The sequence below is a fragment of the Kaarinaea lacus genome, from assembly GCF_975902315.1.
Map to the genome: position 1 here is coordinate 1 of NZ_CDLKIE010000056.1, position 20,198 is coordinate 20,198.

A 20,198-nucleotide genomic window follows, 5' to 3' on the forward strand; every position below is an offset into this window, starting at 1 on the left:
CAGAAAAACACCGGGTATTTGATGCATTTTTCCAGGGTGAAGCAAAGTCAACCGGACACATTAAGGGAACCGGCGTTGGGTTATCCATAGCCAAAGAGTTTATACAGGCCCACGGTGGTCAGATCGATGTGACGGACAACAAGCCCACGGGGGCTCATTTGTCCTTGCGGTTACCGCTACAATCTTATGACGAGGAACCTATAGTTGATGAAGACCGGTTACAGGTATTTTAACAAGGTCAATGTTGTCATCGTTTATCTGTTGCTGAGCGGATGCGGGACAACCGCGATGAACGCGCAGAGTTCAGATGACTCAGCAGGCGAACAGGCCGAAGGCCAGGCTACAGACGCGCAGTCTGCAAATACTGCAGCATCTATTGAAACACCCCTGGTCTCGGCAAACGACTCATTGTTGGCCATGTTGCGTTACTCGCGATTTATTAACGGATTATCCAAGGAGCAACTGGCCGAGGAGTACAAGCGAAATAATGATGCCTATTTTATTCGGCCCAATGATCGCAGTGGCTTGAAACGTGCAATGTTGCTTATGAAACCTGGCACCAAATTTTATGATATAAATGAGGCAAAACAGTTATTTACGGATATTGTTAACAGCAGTGACACTTCCGTGCCTGCATTCAAAGAGTATGCGGAATTCATGTTGGCGATCCTGGATTCGCAGCTGAAGGAGTATCAGCGCTATAATCGGCTGGAAGAGCAATTGGAGCAAGAGATAAAGAAACGCAAGCAGACGGAAGAAAAGCTAGAAGCACTGAAGTCTATTGAAGAAAGTATGATTCAGAGACGCAGCCAGTAATCTTCGAACTGGCTGCGAAGGTTGTAGAATATGGCAAATCCAAAAGTATTAGTTGTCGATGATGATCCCGGTATACTGCAATTAATATCCATACGTCTGGACGCAATGGGTTATGACGTTACCGCAGTAGAAAGCGCGGAAAAAGCACTTGCCTCGATGTCTGTTGTTCGGCCAGATATAGTCGTTACCGACCTGCGCATGGAAGGAATGGATGGACTGGGATTATTTGATGCTATCCACGAATCAAACCCTGCATTACCGGTAATTATCCTGACCGCCCATGGCACGATCCCAGAAGCCGTTGATGCCACCAAGCGCGGCGTGTTCAGTTTTTTATCCAAGCCGTTTGATGGCAAGGCCCTGGTGGAGCATATTAACAAGGCATTAGCATTGTCCGGAAAAATAGAGGATAACGTTGATGATGACGGTAGCTGGCGCAGTGCGATTATTACCCGCAGTCCAACAATGGAAGACATTCTTTCCCAGGCCAAGTTGATTGCCCAGGGAGATGTTAGTGTATTTCTAAATGGCGCCAGTGGTAGCGGTAAAGAGTTATTTGCTAACGCGATCCATAAAGCCAGCCCCCGCCGAGATAAACCTTTTGTTGCTATCAACTGTAGTGCTATCCCGGAAGCCCTGCTGGAATCAGAGTTATTCGGTCACCGTAAGGGTTCATTTACGGGCGCGATTAAAGACCATGAAGGTCTGTTTCTCGCAGCCGGTGGCGGCACCTTGTTTCTCGATGAGATTGGCGACATGCCGCTGGCCCTGCAAGCAAAATTATTGCGGGTGTTGCAGGAAAACATGGTCCGCCCTGTCGGCAGTACCGAAAGCGTACCAGTTGATGTGCGTGTGATTTCCGCGACGCATAAGGACCTGGAAGAGGCCATGGAAAAAGGGGAGTTCCGGGAGGACCTTTACTATCGGCTGAATGTTGTCTCTATTGATATTCCACTCTTGAGTGAGCGGCGCGAAGATATCCCGCTACTCACGCAACATTTCCTGAAAAACATTTGTGAAAAAACCAACAAACAAATTACCGCGTTTTCACCGGAAGCCATGGAGATGCTGGTTTCGGCGCCCTGGCCTGGAAACGTGCGGCAATTGTTGAATGTCGTTGAACAGGTCGTGGCATTGTCTACGACGCCGGTGGTACCGGCCACATTGGTAAGAAAGGCACTTAAGAGCCCGTCACCGGACATTCTCACTTATTCTGAGGCCAAGTTACGCTTTGAGCGCGACTATCTTTGTCATTTGCTGCAAATCACCTCAGGTAAGGTTAGCCAGGCTGCCAAACTGGCCAAACGTAACCGCACGGAATTTTATCGTTTATTGAATCGTCACAATATCGATCCGAATCTTTTCAAAAAGGCCAACTCCAAATGATTCGCTCGAGGGAAATATATTTATTAATTAGTAAGTTAAAAATTTTTTTCGAGTCTACCCCCAGCGAAGAAAAAAAGTGTAGCTATTTTTTGTACAGCCCCCGTTTATGTCGTGCCGCAGCGACACCGAAATAAACAATAAAAACAGAAAGTTAATTAATATCGCTATATAGTGTCGCTGGGTCACGACACATTCAAGCGATAATTTTTTGGTGAATCCGGGCGGCTTATCGTAACCTATTGTTTTATAAATAAAATAAAAGTTGGCACAACGGATGCAATAGTAACAATGCCTTTGCATGCATTTGCAACTAAACAGTAGCAAATGAGGGCTTTCGCCAAGGCAGCTTGCTTGAGAAACATTGGTCAAGCTACTCGAAAGAGTGGGACTCCGTAAAACTTGAACAATGTTTTGAATTTCTCGACTGAGTCGACGCCAAGTAAGCAGCATGAATTTTAACCACAACCAGTGACCCCACGGTTTCTTTCATGCTGGATTGAACGGTTGATGCAAGCCTTGGTTGAAGCAATCAATTGCAACACGTGAAGTTGTTTAATGCGATTGTGGCAACACTTTGCTTCTTTATTATGGATAGGAGAATATGCGCCGGTTCCCGTCATTTACCGGCGCTTTTTTTTTGCCCCTGGAAAATTCTCCCTGATCTGCCTACACGTTTCTCCCACCTATACTTAACTAAAAATATATGAGTTGCGAGTAATATTGTGCCAGTTATTGATAGGTAGCCCGGTAATCGCTTTGCTTATGACATTTCGCCTATAACCTGCAAGGAACTGAAAAGCGGAACTTAATATATTTTTATTTGCTCTGCATATATAGGGAATTGTTAATACTCTGAAGTAACTTTAATCCTCAGCGGCAAATAGTGCTGTTTTTGTAACCTGAAAAACTAACGCCTGTTTTCTATTTTTAACTTAGGGTTTGCCCTAGGTATTTCTATGCGTTTTCCTTCGGTACTATATGTGGCAACTATGCGGTATGCAGTTTAGACGCAATTTAAATTGCGTTTTAATTTGCTTTACTCTATTAGTTTAAGTTCCTGCTATCGGAAAAGGGCATTCTATAAGGGGGATTGTCAATTTTTGATAGCAATCACAGCAGTTAGTAACTCAGTAGTATTAACTATTAATGTTTCTTTCAGGTATTAAGCGGTACCTATACCTCTTAGAAAAATAAAATGATGCTTCGTGCATCGTGTAATTCCATAGACAACAATCATCAATTGGAGGAGAGGATATGAAACTAACCAAGAAACTGCTGCCAGCATTGTTGGCAACAGCATTGGTACCTGGTGTCTACGCTGTATCTGCACAAGCTGCAAAAGACGCGGGCCATGGACACGACTACCGTACTTTTCATAGCGATGGAAAAATCGACTATGGAAAAATTGAAGACTCTTATTCTTCTGAACTGGTTATGTATCTTGCAGGTAATCAGTTCATGGTGATGGAAGAATTAATCAAAGACTTCCAGAAGAAGAATCCTGATGTCAAAACCGTATATGTTGAAACGATCCCGCCTGGACAAATCCTGAAGAAGCAATTACTGAAGCAGGGTGAAATCGACGGCAAGAAAACCAACCAGAAACCTGACCTGTTCGCCAGTGTTAACGGTAAGCATCTCGTCAAGATGAAAAAAGAAGGTCGTATGAAAGAAGGTATGACCTATATCCATAACAAACTGGAACTGATGGTTGCCAAAGGTAATCCTAAAAACATCCAGGGCCCTAAAGACCTGGCGCGTGATGACATCGTGCAATCACATCCCAATCCTTTGACTGAAGGTATCTTCAAGTTCTATGGCTCAGAAATGTTAAAGGACCTTGGTTTGCACGCCAAAGTAACCGGTGGTAAAGAGTGTAAGAAATGCTGGGCAGTGCCAGAGAAGACCTGGTTTACTGCTCGCCACCATCGCGAAACACCCCATCGTATCGAAAACGGTGAGGCAGATGTTGGTATCGTTTGGACAACAGAAGTTGCCCATGCCAAAGCAGAAGGTCGTCAAATTGATGGTGTGCCGATTCCAGCACCTTATAACAAGCAGGAAAAAGTGGCCTACCGTATTGGTAAATTGACCGATGGCAAGAACCAGAAAAACGCCGATAAATTCCTGGCTTACCTGGCAACAGAAGAAGCACAGGATATCTATGCCAAGTATGGTTTCCTGAAAGCGGCTAAAGAAGATCGCAAACTGAAGCCACTTTAATAAGCTGCATTTAACGATTTTAATCGTAGATCAATCAACCGCTGGTTGGCTTTGGCCGATCAGCGGTTTTTTTATGGGATTTTTATCGATAAAGCGCATAAAGATTGCATATAAAACTCCGCAAACAGTGTGAATTTCCTATATAATCGCCACTCTTTTTGTATGTAGTGTTCAATTCGTAGTCATCAGCGAGAGTCTTACCGTGATAGAAAAACTTCGTAATATCGCCATTATCGCCCACGTCGATCATGGCAAAACCACCCTTGTCGACAAATTGCTGCAACAATCGGGCACCCTGGTGAGCCGGGGCGATGTGCAGGAACGGGTCATGGATTCCAATGACCTGGAGAAAGAACGGGGTATTACCATTCTTTCCAAAAATACCGCCATCAAATGGAAGGATTACCGAATTAATGTTGTCGATACGCCAGGCCATGCTGATTTTGGTGGTGAAGTGGAGCGTATTTTGTCCATGGTGGATTCTGTCCTGTTGCTGGTGGACGCCGTGGAAGGCCCCATGCCACAAACCCGATTTGTGACCCAAAAAGCACTGGCGCAAGGTCTCAGGCCTATAGTGGTGGTGAACAAGATTGATCGGCCCGGTGCCCGTCCTGACTGGGTGGTGGACCAAACCTTCGATCTGTTCGATCGCCTTGGCGCGACAGACGAGCAGCTGGATTTCCCCGTGGTTTATGCGTCGGCTTTACAGGGTTTTGCCAGTCTTGATGCAGATACCCGTGAAGGCGATATGGAACCATTGTTTGAAATCATCGTTGAGCATGTTTCACCGCCCCAGGTTGATACAGAAGGGCCACTGCAATTGCAGGTCAGTTCTCTTGACTACAGTAGTTATGTGGGCGTTATTGGTATCGGTCGAATTAAACGCGGTAAAGTGAAAACCAACAATCCGGTCACTATCATTGACCAGGATGGAAACACCCGGAACGGCCGCGTTCTACAGGTGCTTGGTTTTATGGGGCTGGAAAGGGTGGAAGTCAGTGAAGCCCAGGCCGGAGATATTATTGCCTTCACCGGGCTGGAAACTCTGAACATTTCCGACACCTTGTGTGATCAAAATCATGTCGAAGCTTTGCCGCCGCTGACGGTTGATGAGCCAACGGTGAGTATGACGTTCCAGGTTAACAACTCGCCCTTTGCAGGCCAGGACGGAAAATATCTGACCAGCCGGCAAATTCGTGAACGCCTGGATCGGGAACTGGTGCATAACGTTGCACTGCGCGTGGAAGAAACGGATGATCCAGACAAGTTTAAAGTCTCGGGTCGCGGGGAATTACACCTTTCAGTTCTGATTGAAAACATGCGCCGTGAAGGTTACGAGCTGGGTGTGTCACGTCCCGAAGTTATTCAGAAAGAAATTGACGGTGTCATCCACGAACCTTATGAACAGGTGACTGCCGACGTCGAAGAAAATCACCAGGGTGCTATCATGGAAAAACTCGGCGAACGAGGCGGTGAACTGAAAGACATGGTTCCCGATGGCCACGGCCGAGTACGTCTGGACTACATTATGCCAGCACGTGGCTTGATTGGATTCCGCACCGAGTTTTTAACGGCCACACAGGGCACCGGTTTGTTATACAGCGTGTTCGACAGTTATGCCCCCGCCAAAAAAGGCAACATCGGCCAGCGCATCAATGGCGTGCTAATTTCCAATAGCAAAGGTAAAGCCCTGGGTTATGCGCTGTTTAACTTACAGGAAAGAGGCCGACTGTTTATTGGACACGGCGAAGAAGTTTACGAAGGAATGATTATCGCCATCCATTCGCGTGATAACGACCTGGTGGTTAATCCCCTTAAAGCCAAACAATTGACTAACATCCGTGCAGCAGGCTCCGATGAAAATATTATTCTCACGCCGCCGATTCGGATGTCCCTCGAGCAGGCATTAGAATTCATTGATGACGATGAGTTAGTTGAAGTCACTCCGCAATTCATTCGATTGCGAAAAAAGATATTGAACGAAAGTGATCGTAAGCGCGCTTCACGTATGGCTGCCAGCGGATAATAAAAATACCTGATTGGGTGATTAACCATCAGTCCATTTCAATTCGCGGTGAGTTCGTGATAAAAAGACTACTCGGGATAGTGCGCGACTTTTGGTAATTTAGACCGGAGGGATGGTACGCCCGTTGTTGGTCGTAATGCCTGGAGAGCAAGAATAATTTTGCACAGGCTATAGATGCAACAGGAGCGCTAGCAATAAAGACAACAATTGGAGGGAGGGGATTCCTATGGTTGGTAAGAAGAATGTAGTGTTTGGTTTTTTGTTTCTGGTGATTACAGCCGCTTTGGGGCCATGGATGATTACCCAGTACACGCCAGGCGAAGCTGAAGCACAGGCTGAGAAGCAAAATTTAGTGGGCCGGCTACAATCCCTGAAAGCCGACGAATTCGAAGAAGACCTTGAACCACTGCCTCCCGAAGCCATCGCCAAGGCCAATACCGATGGTATTCTCGCCCTGAACAAACTCGTCAATGCCCGACAGCCGATCGATCTGATTCGTAGTGGCCCCCATGTACACGGTAACCTGGAAGCGATGTTAAATATCGTTGTGGGTATTGCCTTATGCTTTATCGCCGTGGGTCGTGTATTCAAGCAGGCAATTAGCTGGATCTTTATCATCGGAACCTTGCTGCATTCCGGTATTTTATTTCTCGCTGTCATGCTGGATCAGGTATGGGCGTTTACCGTTCTGGGCACCGGCGTTGGCCCATTCCTGATTTTGTTGGGCCTGTTGCTGGCGGGTATCGCGGCCGCCATGGGAATGCGGGCTGAAGTTGTCAGAGACTAGGCTATAGTTATCAAGGTATGCATTAAAATTGCATACCTTTGGAAAACGCTTAGATCGTTGGTCCTGATGGATTTGTCATATAAGACTAAGGACAGGCATTTCGCCAACATGAAGACAATACTTGACGCTAACAACTAGAAAAAAGGTGTAGCTAGTGCTGGGTTTATATCCGCGAATTAAACCGTATGCAACACATCAACTGGAAGTCGATCCTCCCCATATTCTGCATGTAGAAGAAGCGGGTGATCCCGATGGCATCCCCGTGTTGTTTGTCCACGGCGGACCCGGCTCCGGCTGCCTTCCCTATCATCGTACTTTTTTCGATCCTGAAGTGTATCGCATTATCCTGTTTGATCAGCGGGGTTGCGGCCGCTCTATGCCACATGCTGAACTGGAAGGGAATTCTACGCAGGCCCTGGTGCAGGATATGGAAAAAATCCGCGAGATGTTAGGCATTGAACGCTGGATATTGTTCGGTGGTTCCTGGGGTTCGACGCTGAGCCTGGTTTATGCTGAAACCTATCCTGAAAAAGTCATGGGCTTAATCTTACGTGGCATATTTCTTTGCCGCCCGGAAGAAATCAGGTGGTTTTATGAAGGCGGTGCCGCCAAGGTGTTTCCCGATCACTGGCAGGAATTTGTCTCCGTGATCCCGGAAGATGAGCGTGACAATATGGTTGCTGCGTACTACAAACGATTGACCGGTGAGAATGAACTGGCGCGCATGGCAGCGGCTAAAGCCTGGTCACGCTGGGAAGGGCAAACCTCCACGTTGCATCCCAGTAAATCCGTTGTTTCCACGTTTACCGAACCGTTTACCGCGATGAGTCTGGCGCGCATTGAATGTCATTACTTCATGAATGACAGCTTTCTCGAATCCAACCAGATTTTGAACAATGCGCATAAACTGGCTGATATCCCCGGTATTATTGTACAGGGACGTTACGATATCATTTGTCCCATGGAAAACGCCTGGGAGTTATATAACTCATGGCAGGATTCGGAACTACATATAATCCCTGATGCCGGGCATTCCGCGACCGAGCCGGGTATTGTGGATGCCCTGATACGTGCCACCCGTCAATTCGCCGACAAGTTTAATCCCGGCGCCTAGTTATTCTACCTTCAGTAGTACTTACCTGATTGTGATTGGACTATTGCAACGAGTTACACGGGCCAGGGTCGAAGTTGACCAGCAAATTATTGGTCAAATTGACCAGGGCCTGTTAGTGCTTGTTGGCGTGCAAAAACACGATACTCTGCAATCTGCGCAACGCCTGGTTGAAAGGTTATTAGGCTATCGGATTTTCTCTGACGCAGAGGGAAAAATGAATTTAAGCGTCAGGGATATCAATGGCGGTGTGTTGCTGGTGCCCCAGTTTACCCTCGCGGCGGATACCACGAAAGGTATGCGGCCGAGTTTTTCTTCAGCAGCGCCGCCTGAGACAGGCAAACAATTGTTCAATGAACTGGTATCGATCACCAGGCGTCAGCACGAGCATGTCGCGACAGGAGAGTTTGGTGCTGATATGCAGGTATCATTAACCAATGATGGTCCGGTAACCTTTACCTTAACGACCTGAGCCGTGATTGGTCATAATCTGTTAAGAACTTTTATAACAAATAGCCATCATATTTAAGTGTGTGTAACTTCCAGAGCCGCGACTAATGAAAACAAAAATACTTAAGTTATTGAAAAGCAATCGTGCATTGATTGTATTCGTTTTATTGATGGCCGTGTTTCGTGGTGCGATTGCCGACTGGAATGTGGTACCAACAGGCTCTATGCAGCCAACCATCGTTGAAGGCGACAGGATACTGGTTAATAAACTGGCATATAACCTTAATCTACCCTTTTCAACCATCACCTTGCTGGAACTGGCTGACCCTGCGCGCGGTGATATTGTCGTGTTCAATTCAGTAAAAGCAGATAAACGTCTGGTGAAGCGGGTTGTCGCTGTGCCGGGCGATGTTGTTAGCCTGCGGGGTAATCGTTTAATGATTAATGGTGAAGCTGCTAACTATCAACCACTTTTTCAGCACTCATTGAGTGACAGCGAGCCGGTTACGGCGGCGTCTGTCATCGTCAATGAATCCATTCTCGGTTATTCGCACCCTGTTAAACTGATGCGCCAACTTCAATCGCCGCTGCAAAATTTTGGACCAGTGACGGTACCGGAAGATCACTATTTAATGATGGGTGATAATCGCGATAACAGTGCAGACTCCCGCGTCTTTGGTTTTGTGCCTCGCGAAGAAATTACCGGTAAAGCAAATCGAGTGCTATTTTCGCTGAACTATGATCGCTACTACCTGCCTCGATCAGATCGACTTTTAATACCACTACTGTAACGGAAGCTTATCCCCCTTCGATTGGCATGTTATTATTGATGGCATGATCAACTGGGATGAAATTCATGCGGCAATTTGGCGACAACGCAAGGGCTACTTGAGGCCGGTTCAGCATGTCGATCCAATTCAGCTCGATGACCTGGTTGGTATTGATCAGCAGAAACATCGACTACTGGATAATACGCAGCGTTTCATGCAACAAAAACCTGCTAACAATGCCCTGTTGTGGGGAGCGCGTGGCACCGGCAAGTCTTCCCTGATCAAGGCGGTATTCAACGCCTGTAAAGAACAGGGCTTGCGCCTTATCGAAGTGGATAAAACAGATCTGCTATCACTGCCCGAAATAGTCGATGATATTCGGGAATTACCGCAACGATTTATTATCTATTGTGATGATTTGTCATTTGAAAACAGTGAGACCGGTTACAAGCCTTTAAAAAGTGTGCTGGAAGGCTCTATCGAACTGCCGCCGGAAAATGTCTTGTTATATGCCACCTCCAATCGACGTAACCTTGTACCGGAATCCATGCAGGATAACCTGGCATCAACGCATGTTAATGGTGAAGTCCATTATGCAGATGCAATCGAAGAGAAAATATCCCTGTCAGATCGATTTGGATTGCGGCTGTCTTTTTACAGTATTACCCAGCAAGCCTATCTGGACATCGTTGACAGTTATTTCGCTGCTTACAGTGGCAACCGCGACTTGTTGCACAGGGAAGCCCTGCAATTTGCCGCGGAGCGTGGCGCAAGGAGTGGTAGAGTAGCAAAACAGTTTTATTGTTATTTTTCTCAACGCTGATTAACTGTAAGACCAGTCTTCGGTGAGTGTCTTCTTAAATTCATCCACCGCATGATTGATGGCGCGAATTTGTTGTTCCTGTAATTGGCTGGCTATAGCCGCACCCTTTAATCCCGACGCCGCAATACTTTTTGCATCAACCTGGTTTGCAGCCTCAAGTGCCGTGCGCAATAGTTTTGCCTGTGGATAAGGCTGGTTTTCAAAACCCTTACGACCCCTGGCATCCGCTTCGCAGCCAACCAAAAACTGCTGGAATCGTTCAGGGCGGCGAAATGCATCAGTGTTTTTGAATAATTTCAAAATGGAATTTGCTCTAAGTTCATTGGCGCGATGGCAATGCAAATGGTATCGGGCGACGTGAATGGCCAGGTCTCGATAATCATTGGGCACACGGTAGCGATCGCACAATGCATTAATCAATGGAACACCATTTTCTTCATGCTCCAGGTGTTTGGGCCATTGTTCTTTGGGCGTAACGCCCTTGCCCAGATCGTGGAGTAGTGCCGCAAAGCGGGTGACCGGATCATCCGTAAGTCGGGCGCATTGTTCCAGCACCATCATGGTATGAATACCGGTATCGATTTCCGGATGATGCTTTTCTGACTGTGGTACGCCATACAGGGCGTCGATTTCCGGGAACAGTTTTGCTAAAGCGCCGCACTGGCGGAGTGTTTCAAAAAACTGTTGCGGTGTTTCAGTAGACAGGGCTGTTTCCAGTTCTTTCCACACACGCTCGGGCACCAGGGCATCAACTTCACCGGACTCTACCATGGATCGCATTAAATCAAGCGTTGAGTCTGCGACGATGAATTCCATTGCAGCGAAGCGAGCGGCAAAACGGGCAACCCTTAAAATACGGACAGGATCTTCTTTGAATGCCTCTGAAACATGGCGCAAGATTCGTTGATCAATATCCAGTATGCCGTTATAGGGATCAATAATGTTACCTTCTTCATCTTCGGCAATGGCGTTAACTGTTAAGTCGCGACGCAACAGGTCCTGTTCAAGGGTGACGTCACTTGCCGCATGAAAGGTAAAACCCTTATAGCCGGGCGCGGTTTTGCGCTCGGTGCGAGCGAGTGCATATTCTTCGTGGGTATCAGGATGGAGGAACACCGGGAATTCTTTGCCCACTTGCTTGAAGCCTTTCTCCAACATTTGTTCCGGGGTCGCGCCAACCACCACCCAGTCGTGTTCCCTGGGCGTAAAACCCAGTAATTTGTCCCGTACGGCACCGCCAACCAGATAAATTTTCATGTCGTATTCAGAGTTCAGGTGCTAATATTTTACGTCAACATCATTTCATTAGCGGCAGAATAGCAGGATTAAACGCGTGTTGTATAGAAACAGACGTCGTATCAGCTGGATTATAATTGCATTCATAGTGTTGATTGTAATTTTTACACTGGGTTGTTCGAACCTCGGTTATTATGCGCAGTCCGTCTCGGGCGGTTACGAAGTGCTCTCCAGTCGAGAGCCAATCGCTGAAGTCCTTCAGGATCCATCGGTTCAACAACCGATTAAAGACAAGTTGCAAGTTGTGTTGGAGATTCGTGATTTTGCCAGCCGGGAACTTCAATTACCGGACAATAACAGTTACCGCACTTATGTGGATTTAAAGCGGCCATACGTAGTGTGGAATGTGTTTGCAGCACCGGAATTTTCCATGCAAATGAAAGAATGGTGTTTCCTGTTTGTGGGTTGTGTGCGTTACCGTGGTTATTTCGACGAACAGGATGCACAGGAATATGCCAGTGAGTTAAAACAGGAAGGGCTGGATGTCTATGTGACCGGGATTGCGGCATATTCCACGATTGGCTGGTTCGATGATCCTGTCCTGAATACGATTATCAAACGGGATGAGATTCGCCTGGCAGGTCTCATATTTCATGAATTGTCCCACCAGGAAGTATTTGTGAAAGGTGATACCGCGTTTAATGAAGGATTTTCTGTCACCGTGGAGCTGGAAGGCGTGAAACGTTGGCTAAAACATCAGGACTCTCCTGAGTTGATGCAGAAATACCAGCAGCGCAAAGACCGTCACAAGCAGTTTGTCGCTTTGGTCAACCAGACCCGGGACCGCCTCGAGTCCTTATATAGCGGTACTGATGATCCCGAAACCATGCGCGGCAAAAAAGTGGCGATTATTGACGATATGAAACAGCAATACCAACAGCTCAAAGTCGATTGGGATGGTTATGCCGGTTACGATCGCTGGTTCTCCAAACCCATTAACAATGCCCAGATAGCGGCGGTCACCACCTATCGCGACTATGTGCCAGCGTTTCAAGCGCTGTTGGCCAAAAATAACCACGACATGCGGGCATTTTATGACGCGGTGGCAGCGCTCGGCGAATTACCTAAAAAAGAACGGACCAGCGCCATCCAGAAATTGATGCCCACCACGACTCTCCAGTAAATCAATTGAAAAATCATCAAGTTACAACAGCCTGCCTGGCGCCAGGGCTGGTGCTATTTCCTTCTTTTTACTAAAGATATTGTGATCGCGGATCGATGGTATACATGGATGGATACCTGTTTCCGGGGTATCACGTGATTGATAGACACAGCCTGAAATTTACTGAATAAAACAATGATCCCTGAGTGCTGATAGACGAACCGGGCACTCGGTATGCCCGACAGCAGAATCAACAACGCAATGGCTGATACAAAAAAACTGAGTTCGAAAAAAATAATCTTTTTGGGTTTTGCCGTGGTTTTAGCACTATTGACCGCGTTGATGCTCATTTGGTCGCAAAGTATTTCCCGCTATAACGCACGTCTGCAAACCATCACTGATCAGCTTATAGAGACACAGCATGTATTTGCCATGCGTGATGCAGCCTATCAGCGAGCCATCATATTACATCGCATGGCTGCCATGAAAGACCCGTTTGATCGTAACGATGAGTACATGATTTTCAAGTCACTCGCCAACAACTTTATTACAGCGCGGGACAAGTTTCAGGATATCGACAATGATAAAGGCGAGCATTTGCTGATCTGGAGTCGCGCCAAACCCATGATCAATATGAATGCGCAACTGCAAAATGATACTGCAGAGCTCATCATGGAAGATCGTATTGAAGAAGCACAGAAACGATTAGTAGACCAGGTGAAACCGGTACAGGACGTTGTGATGTCGGAGCTCACCAAGCTGTTTGATGTCGAGCGTGTAAACGCCGTGCGCAAACTGCAAACCGCCAAGCAGGAGAGTCATTTTATTTATATTGCTGTCACCACCATATCAGCGGTGGTCCTGATAATTGGTGCCTTCATAGCCTGGTTTGTAGCAAGACGTACTAATGAAAGTGAAAAACATCTGCTGGAGAACACAGATAAAATTCGTGATCTTTATGCGCTCTCTGGTAATTCCAGGCTTTCATTTGATGAACAAATAGATGCAACCCTGAGGCTTGGGTGTCGTCTGTTTGATATGGAAATTGGCAAGGTATGTAAAATAAATCCGGTCGAAAATACCAATACCTTTTTGCATACTGTGTCTCCTGAAGATTTTAATGTTTTCCCCGGCACCAAAGTAGCGTTGGAAAAAACATTTTGTAGCCTTGTGTTCGAAAACGATAGTCCAATTGCGCTGGATAGTGTACGTAATTCCAAGTACAGCACTTACCCCTGTTATGAATTTTCACACCTGGAGTCATATATCGCCGCACCTATTTATATAAACGGTGAAAGATATGGCACGGTTAATTTCTCAAGCCGTCGATCCAGGGAGACTGCATTTTCTGATGCCGATGTTGAATTAATAAAGCTGGTGGCCAACTGGGTCAGCGTGGCGCTGGAAAGGGAGTATGTGCAAAAAGAATTAAAACAGGCAAAAGACGTGGCGGAGATGGCTAATCGCGCCAAGAGTGGTTTCCTCGCCAATATGAGTCATGAAATACGCACACCGTTGACGGCTATCCTGGGATTTTCTGAAACCTTGCTAGATAAAGGGCAAAGTGAACAGGAAACCGAGCAGGCGGTGGAATCCATTATTAAAGCGGGCACCCACTTACAACAGATTATCAACGACGTTCTGGATTTATCCAAAATAGAAGCAGAACAGCTGGAAATTGAAAAAGTGGAAACCTCGTTGTTTAAGCTGATGTCTGACATTGACATGTTGGTAGGCGACCCAGCCCGGGAAAAAGGTCTTAGTTTTGATATGTTCTTCAAATTTCCGGTACCGCGTAAGATACTCACCGATCCAACACGCCTGAGACAGATACTTATCAATATTTGCGACAACGCGCGAAAATTTACCGAAACCGGCGGTATTAGTATTGATGTGGCCTATCTCGAGGATTCAGGGCAAATGAGCTTTACGGTTACCGATACCGGCATTGGTATGTCGCACCAGGAAATGGGTAATATCTTTAAGGCGTTTACCCAGGCTGATACTTCCACGATTCGGAAATATGGTGGTACCGGCCTGGGTTTGTGTATTTCACAACAATTAGCGCAAAAACTTGGTGGCAACATAAGTTGCCATAGTGAGAAGGGTAAAGGCAGTCAGTTTGTGATTACCATCGATGCTGGCATTGACGAGAATGCTGAATTTGTCAGTGAAATGGGTAAGTCAGAATTGCAGCAGCAGGATTATGTTAGGAATAATACCCTGGTTCCTCAATCATTGAACGGCAGGGTATTGCTGGCTGAAGACAGCACTGATAACCAGCAGCTTATTTCCATGTATGTACGCAAGACCGGTGCCGAGATTACTGTCGCTGAAAATGGCAAAATTGCAGTTAATCATGCTATGTCTGACGACTTTGACCTGATTCTGATGGACATGCAAATGCCGGTGATGGGTGGAGTGGAAGCGACGCAATGGTTGCGGCAAATCGGTTGCCGAACCCCCATTGTCGCGTTAACTGCCAATGCCATGAAGCAGGATCGCGATCGTTGCCTGGCGGCCGGTGCCGACGGTTATCTGACCAAGCCTGTTGATTTGCAGCAGTTCTATCAGGTATTGGTCAAGTTTCTCCGGGATAATAAACAGTCACACAATACCGGTAGTGCCTATGTCAGTGACGAGTTTAGCAATGATCCGGAGTTTCAGGAGTTAGTGCGGCAGTTTGCCAAAGGCCTGCCGGATATGATGAAAAAACTTTCAAATGCGGTCGAAAAACAGGACTGGGATAATGTGCAGCTCTTATCTCACAACCTGAAAGGGGTAGGCGGAAACTATGGCTTTCCTGCGGTTAGCCACATCGCTCAGCAAATTAACAGCAATTTGAAAAACCAGCAGTATAGCGAAATTGAGCCGCTGGTTGCTGAATTGCAAAAAGAGTGTCAGCGCATCAGCGAAATCTATAACAAACGCCGTGCGTCCTGAGCCTGTAAAGAAACTATTTTACACAACAGGCGTTGGATGACTATCAATTCCGTTTTGCGTGTTGACGGAATTTGGAAAAACGGTTGTTAATTTCATTTTGTCCCAGATATTTTGGAACCTCAGATTCAATTGACTTTGTTTGCACGTCAAAAAGCGCCGGGAAACCTTCCTCGCACACACTATCGACGGTTGTTGACAGGTAGTTATCCAGCGTAAAAGGCTTGCCGGGTAATACACCCATCACTAATGCCTGTAACCTTGAAGCGGCGTCGCCCAGAGGGATAATGGATTTTTTTATCCCGCACAGTTGTGCAGTATATTTTACCAGTTCCTGTAACGTATAAACCCTGGGCCCGCACAGCTCATAGCGCTGACCGTAAGTTTGCGGGTTATCCAGCGCATTTACAAATGCTTGTGCAACATCTTCTACAAACACCGGGGCAAACCTGGCTTTGGCACAGGCCAGGGGAAATGGCGCATACCGGGGAGGTATTCGTAACAATCCGGCAAATCGGTTAAAGAAGTGATCACGTGCGCCAAAAATTACCGATGGCTTAAAACTGGTGACATTGACATCGTACATCTTATGCAGGATGTTCTCTGCTTCAGCTTTAGTGCGCAAATATTTACTGGGAGCATCTTTGGATGCATGTAATGCGCTCATATGAAGCAGGCGTGGCACTTGTTTCATGGTGCAGGCATCAGCAATGTTGCGCGCCAGGTTTACATGCACAGTTTGAAAGTTGTGATGTCTGGTTTCGTTCAGGATGCCGATAAGATTAATGACGACATCCTGTTCCTCAAATTGATCTTTCAATACCTGGGGGTCATGAACATCGGCAGAAAGAATTTTTACCGTCGGCAGTACCAGGAGATCGCGATTTCTTTCCCGGTGCCGGCTAATAACCTTTATTTCATGGCCCAGGTTAGCTAACTGTTCAACGATGGCCTGGCCAACAAAGCCAGTGCCGCCGAGTATGCAAATGCGTTTGATTGTGGTCACTAAAATAGACTCGCTTTGATTTGTGCTATTAAACTATCGAGCGGAATTCTCCGCAACAATGACTGAATCGTCAAGTTTTGTAAACAATCCTCGTATTAATTGTTATGCCGATCAAATTCTGAACATGTCTATGAGGCAGCAGTTTTGAATGCGCAATCTATACGTAGATAATTAATTTTATACCCATGCGATGTATCAAATAATCATTACCGCAAGGTGAACTGGGCGCGCTGAATATGTAACAGTCCGTCGATATACTTTACAATGTGTTGAAGAACAATTGAAAAGGACTAAACCATGGCTTTTGAATCCATTAATCCCGCGACAGGCGAAACCCTGGCAAGTTTTGATACCTGGGATGAGGCTACGCTGAAAAATACTTTGCTTGAGGTGGACAAGGTAAATGCCTCCTGGTCAGCAACGCCATTATCAGATCGCTGCGAGTTAATGCACGCTGCTGCCGCGCAATTGCGCCAGGATAAAAAACGCCTGGCTACACTGATCACGCAGGAAATGGGCAAGCTTATTGTGGATTCAGAAGCGGAAGTGGAAAAGTGCGCAATTGGCTGCGACTATTATGCCGAGCATGGTCCACAGTTTTTGCAGGACGAGGTCATCGAAAGCGATGCTGGTAAAAGTTATGTTTGCCACCAACCGATTGGTACCGTGCTGGCAGTTATGCCGTGGAATTTTCCGCTGTGGCAGGTGTTTCGTTTTGCGGCGCCGGCATTGGTAGCGGGTAATACCGGCGTGTTGAAGCACGCCTCCAATGTGCCACAATGCGCGCTGGCCATCGAAGCGGTATTCAGGAATGCCGGATTTCCCGCCAACGTATTCCGAACCTTGATGATTAGCGCTTCACAGGTGAAATCAGTCATTGAAGATCCGGCTATCAAGGCAGTGACCTTAACGGGTAGTGAACCTGCGGGCCGGCAAGTTGCATCGACGGCGGGCGCCAACCTGAAAAAGAGTGTACTGGAGCTTGGTGGTTCTGATGCTTTTGTAGTACTGGATGATGCAGATCTGGAGTTCACCGTAAAGAACGCAGCCATATCCCGTTTTCTCAATACCGGGCAGAGTTGTATCGCGGCGAAACGCTTCATTGTGGTGGAAAGTGTTGTGGATGAATTCCTGCAAAAGTTTAAACCAGCCGTTGAGGCGTTAAATGTGGGCGATCCCATGGACCCAGCAACAGGCCTGGCACCGATGGCTCGAGTAGACCTGCGTGACGAGTTACACGAGCAAGTTACGGACAGCATTGCCGCCGGGGCAACCGCCGTGACGGGGTGTCAGCCCATTGATGGGCCGGGAGCATATTATCCGGCATCAATACTCGCAAATATCAAACCCGGCATGCGGGCTTATGAAGAAGAGTTTTTTGGTCCCGTCGCACTGGTGATTAGCGCAAAAGATGAGGTTGATGCACTACGTATCGCCAATGACTCACGCTTTGGATTGGGTGGTAGTGTCTGGACGGGTGATACCAGGCGGGGAGAGGCGTTTGCCAAAAAAGTGCAGGCGGGTGCTGTGTTCGTTAACGGTTTTGTAAAAAGTGATCCACGTTTACCCTTTGGCGGTGTGAAGGCCTCAGGTTATGGGCGCGAGTTATCCCATCAAGGCATGCACGAGTTTCTGAATATTAAAACCATCTGGATTCGATAACAGGTGGAATTTCTAACCGTTTTGCCCGCTTATCTCCTGGTAGGCGTCATCGCGGGTTTAAGTGCAGGCTTATTTGGCGTTGGTGGTGGTCTTATTGTTGTTCCGGCGCTGGCTTACCTATTCAACTTCCTGGACATTACCAGTCAATCACTGATGCAGCTGGCAGTCGGCACGTCGCTTGCCATCATTATTGTAACCTCTATTGCTTCAGTGACAGCTCATCATAAACACGGGGCCGTGCAGTGGATGCTGTTTGCCAGGATGGCTCCGTTTATTGTTGTTGGAAGTTTGCTGGGTGCCTTTATAGCGATTCGTGTCCCGAGCGATTCATTGAAACTTGTGTTCGGTGTAGTGGAGATGCTCATCGCGTTACAAATGTATTTCGAATTTAATCCAAAACCAACACGTGGCTTGCCTGGGATAGCAGGGCTTGGCGGTGTCAGCGCCGGTATTGGTGTTCTTTCCGCGGTGGCTGGTATTGGCGGTGGCACCATGATGGTTCCTTTTCTGACCTGGTGTAATGTGACCATCCACAAGGCGGTCGCTACCTCTGCCGCTTGTGGTATGCCAATCGCAATCGCCGGCAGTATCGGGTTTATTGTGTTAGTGCCAGCAGCGATTGATGTGCCGGACAAAGCCATTGGATTTGTCTATTGGCCTGCCTTGCTGGGTATCGCAGCCGCGAGTATGTTGGCAGCGCCCATGGGGGCACGATTGGCGCATCGATTGTCTACACATAAACTCAGGCGAGCGTTTGCCCTGTTTCTGTTTATTATTGGGCTGTCTATGTTACTGATGTAAAGCCAATCGACAACAGCAAACTAATTTTGCTTAGTGTTTCCTTGTATTTTTCATTTCCTTTTTAATCAAGCGATTAGCTGGTCGCCGTTCGGCGTTTGCAGGTTATCGTTACTATCAAGCTGCATCCTTCCAGGCCGATAAATACTGTTATAGCAACGCGCTGCCGTAGTTGATGGGGTATGTGAACCCAGTCACAGTGTTCTGTTCACCCATTGGCGGCGCCGGATTTTAACAAGACCTGGTAATCTGCAGTCGGGAGAAGTGTTATGTTGATCAAGGTATTCAGGACAGTGGTTGGTGTTGCGGTACTGTGTAGTGCAATGACATTTACAGCACAAGCAAGAGACTATAACGATGGGTTTTTGGCAGCAGAAGGTGGTGATTTTAAATCCGCAGTTGACCAGTGGGGACCTCTCGCAGAGCAGGGTCACGCGATAGCTCAGTTTAACCTGGCGCTGCTTTATCATGGTGGGCTGGGTGTAGACCTGAATGAAGCAACCGCCGTTAGCTGGTATAAGAAGTCTGCCAGTAATGGCTATTACAAAGCCCAGGAATACCTTGCTGTTGGTTATCGCGAAGGCTGGTTTGGTTTGCCCAAAGATCCCAAGCAGGCTGCTATCTGGGAAAAACGTCTCGAAGAAAATACGCGATAGTAAACCTTTCAACAATTAAACATAACAACACGTGATAGTTTTAAGTAAAAATAGTTTCAAACAAAAATAGTCAGTAACCTTCTTTAAAACTAATTAACCGGGTACTGTAATAGTCACCCGGTTTTTTTATTTGTGCTACAACACTATAAATACACAGTCTACAACATTATAAATATACAGAGCGTATCGCACAGAACGCCTGTAAAACTTTTACTCCACAAGTCGCCGGAAATTGTTATACTCAATCCAATAACGTTAAGTAAATCCTCTGAATGTGTTTAGCGGCCAGTTTTTTATGAGTCCCGCTATTTGTCTGTATCTTAGTAACCTTTTGAAGTATCAAGCG

General features: G+C 46.9%; 17 protein-coding genes. 15 read left to right on the plus strand and 2 right to left on the minus strand.

Going from position 1 to position 20,198, the window contains the following annotated elements:
* The 10 genes from ACWVCM_RS01040 to ACWVCM_RS01085 form a co-directional block, all read left to right on the plus strand.
* Positions 1–233: ATP-binding protein (locus tag ACWVCM_RS01040; protein WP_455199837.1), on the plus strand; the 233-nt coding region annotated here is incomplete at its 5' end.
* Positions 208–816, plus strand: a complete 609-nt coding sequence (locus ACWVCM_RS01045; protein ID WP_455199838.1) for a hypothetical protein — start codon at positions 208–210, stop codon at positions 814–816. The genes ACWVCM_RS01040 and ACWVCM_RS01045, both read left to right, overlap by 26 nt.
* Positions 817–846: 30 nt before the next feature.
* Positions 847–2,202, plus strand: coding sequence for a sigma 54-interacting transcriptional regulator (locus tag ACWVCM_RS01050; RefSeq protein WP_455199839.1), 1,356 nt, complete (start codon positions 847–849; stop codon positions 2,200–2,202).
* Between the two features lie 1,254 nt (positions 2,203–3,456).
* Positions 3,457–4,425 (plus strand): molybdate ABC transporter substrate-binding protein, encoded by a 969-nt coding sequence (locus tag ACWVCM_RS01055; protein ID WP_455199840.1) that lies wholly within the window; start codon positions 3,457–3,459, stop codon positions 4,423–4,425.
* Between the two features lie 202 nt (positions 4,426–4,627).
* Entirely contained in the window at positions 4,628–6,451 is a 1,824-nt protein-coding gene (gene typA, locus ACWVCM_RS01060; RefSeq protein WP_455199841.1) for a translational GTPase TypA, read from the plus strand.
* A gap of 226 nt (positions 6,452–6,677) precedes the next feature.
* Entirely contained in the window at positions 6,678–7,238 is a 561-nt protein-coding gene (locus tag ACWVCM_RS01065) for a hypothetical protein (protein WP_455199842.1), read from the plus strand.
* A 154-nt stretch (positions 7,239–7,392) separates the two neighbouring features.
* Entirely contained in the window at positions 7,393–8,352 is a 960-nt protein-coding gene (gene pip / locus ACWVCM_RS01070; RefSeq protein WP_455199843.1) for a prolyl aminopeptidase, read from the plus strand.
* 43 nt (positions 8,353–8,395) lie between these two features.
* The gene (gene dtd, locus ACWVCM_RS01075) at positions 8,396–8,821 is read left to right on the plus strand and encodes a D-aminoacyl-tRNA deacylase (RefSeq protein WP_455199844.1); all 426 of its coding nucleotides are present in this window, start codon (positions 8,396–8,398) and stop codon (positions 8,819–8,821) included.
* An 85-nt stretch (positions 8,822–8,906) separates the two neighbouring features.
* Positions 8,907–9,590, plus strand: coding sequence for a signal peptidase I (lepB, locus tag ACWVCM_RS01080; RefSeq protein ID WP_455199845.1), 684 nt, complete (start codon positions 8,907–8,909; stop codon positions 9,588–9,590).
* A 43-nt stretch (positions 9,591–9,633) separates the two neighbouring features.
* Positions 9,634–10,392 carry an ATP-binding protein gene (locus ACWVCM_RS01085; protein ID WP_455199846.1) on the plus strand — a complete coding sequence of 253 codons (759 nt, stop codon included), beginning with the start codon at positions 9,634–9,636 and terminating at the stop codon, positions 10,390–10,392.
* Here ACWVCM_RS01085 and ACWVCM_RS01090 read toward each other — a convergent pair whose 3' ends face one another.
* Entirely contained in the window at positions 10,393–11,649 is a 1,257-nt protein-coding gene (locus ACWVCM_RS01090) for a multifunctional CCA addition/repair protein (protein ID WP_455199847.1), read from the minus strand.
* Between the two features lie 76 nt (positions 11,650–11,725).
* Between ACWVCM_RS01090 and ACWVCM_RS01095 the strand changes: the two genes are divergently transcribed.
* Both ACWVCM_RS01095 and ACWVCM_RS01100 read left to right on the plus strand, forming a co-directional pair.
* Positions 11,726–12,811: an aminopeptidase gene (locus ACWVCM_RS01095; protein ID WP_455199848.1), complete on the plus strand. Its 1,086-nt coding sequence runs from the start codon at positions 11,726–11,728 to the stop codon at positions 12,809–12,811.
* Positions 12,812–13,024: 213 nt separating this feature from the next.
* Positions 13,025–15,733 carry an ATP-binding protein gene (locus ACWVCM_RS01100; protein WP_455199849.1) on the plus strand — a complete coding sequence of 903 codons (2,709 nt, stop codon included), beginning with the start codon at positions 13,025–13,027 and terminating at the stop codon, positions 15,731–15,733.
* Positions 15,734–15,776: 43 nt separating this feature from the next.
* Here ACWVCM_RS01100 and ACWVCM_RS01105 read toward each other — a convergent pair whose 3' ends face one another.
* Positions 15,777–16,736 carry a complex I NDUFA9 subunit family protein gene (locus ACWVCM_RS01105; protein WP_455199850.1) on the minus strand — a complete coding sequence of 320 codons (960 nt, stop codon included), beginning with the start codon at positions 16,734–16,736 and terminating at the stop codon, positions 15,777–15,779.
* Positions 16,737–17,033: 297 nt separating this feature from the next.
* On the opposite strand from ACWVCM_RS01105, the gene ACWVCM_RS01110 reads away from it, so the two are divergent.
* The 3 genes from ACWVCM_RS01110 to ACWVCM_RS01120 all read left to right on the plus strand — a co-directional run bounded on the left by ACWVCM_RS01110 (position 17,034) and on the right by ACWVCM_RS01120 (position 19,852).
* Positions 17,034–18,398 (plus strand): NAD-dependent succinate-semialdehyde dehydrogenase, encoded by a 1,365-nt coding sequence (locus ACWVCM_RS01110; protein WP_455199851.1) that lies wholly within the window; start codon positions 17,034–17,036, stop codon positions 18,396–18,398.
* Between the two features lie 3 nt (positions 18,399–18,401).
* A complete protein-coding gene (locus ACWVCM_RS01115; protein ID WP_455199852.1) occupies positions 18,402–19,199 on the plus strand; it encodes a sulfite exporter TauE/SafE family protein in 798 nt (265 codons plus the stop codon).
* Between the two features lie 266 nt (positions 19,200–19,465).
* On the plus strand, positions 19,466–19,852 hold the full coding sequence (locus ACWVCM_RS01120; protein WP_455199853.1) for a tetratricopeptide repeat protein: 387 nt from the start codon (positions 19,466–19,468) through the stop codon (positions 19,850–19,852).
* Positions 19,853–20,198: the final 346 nt, after the last annotated feature.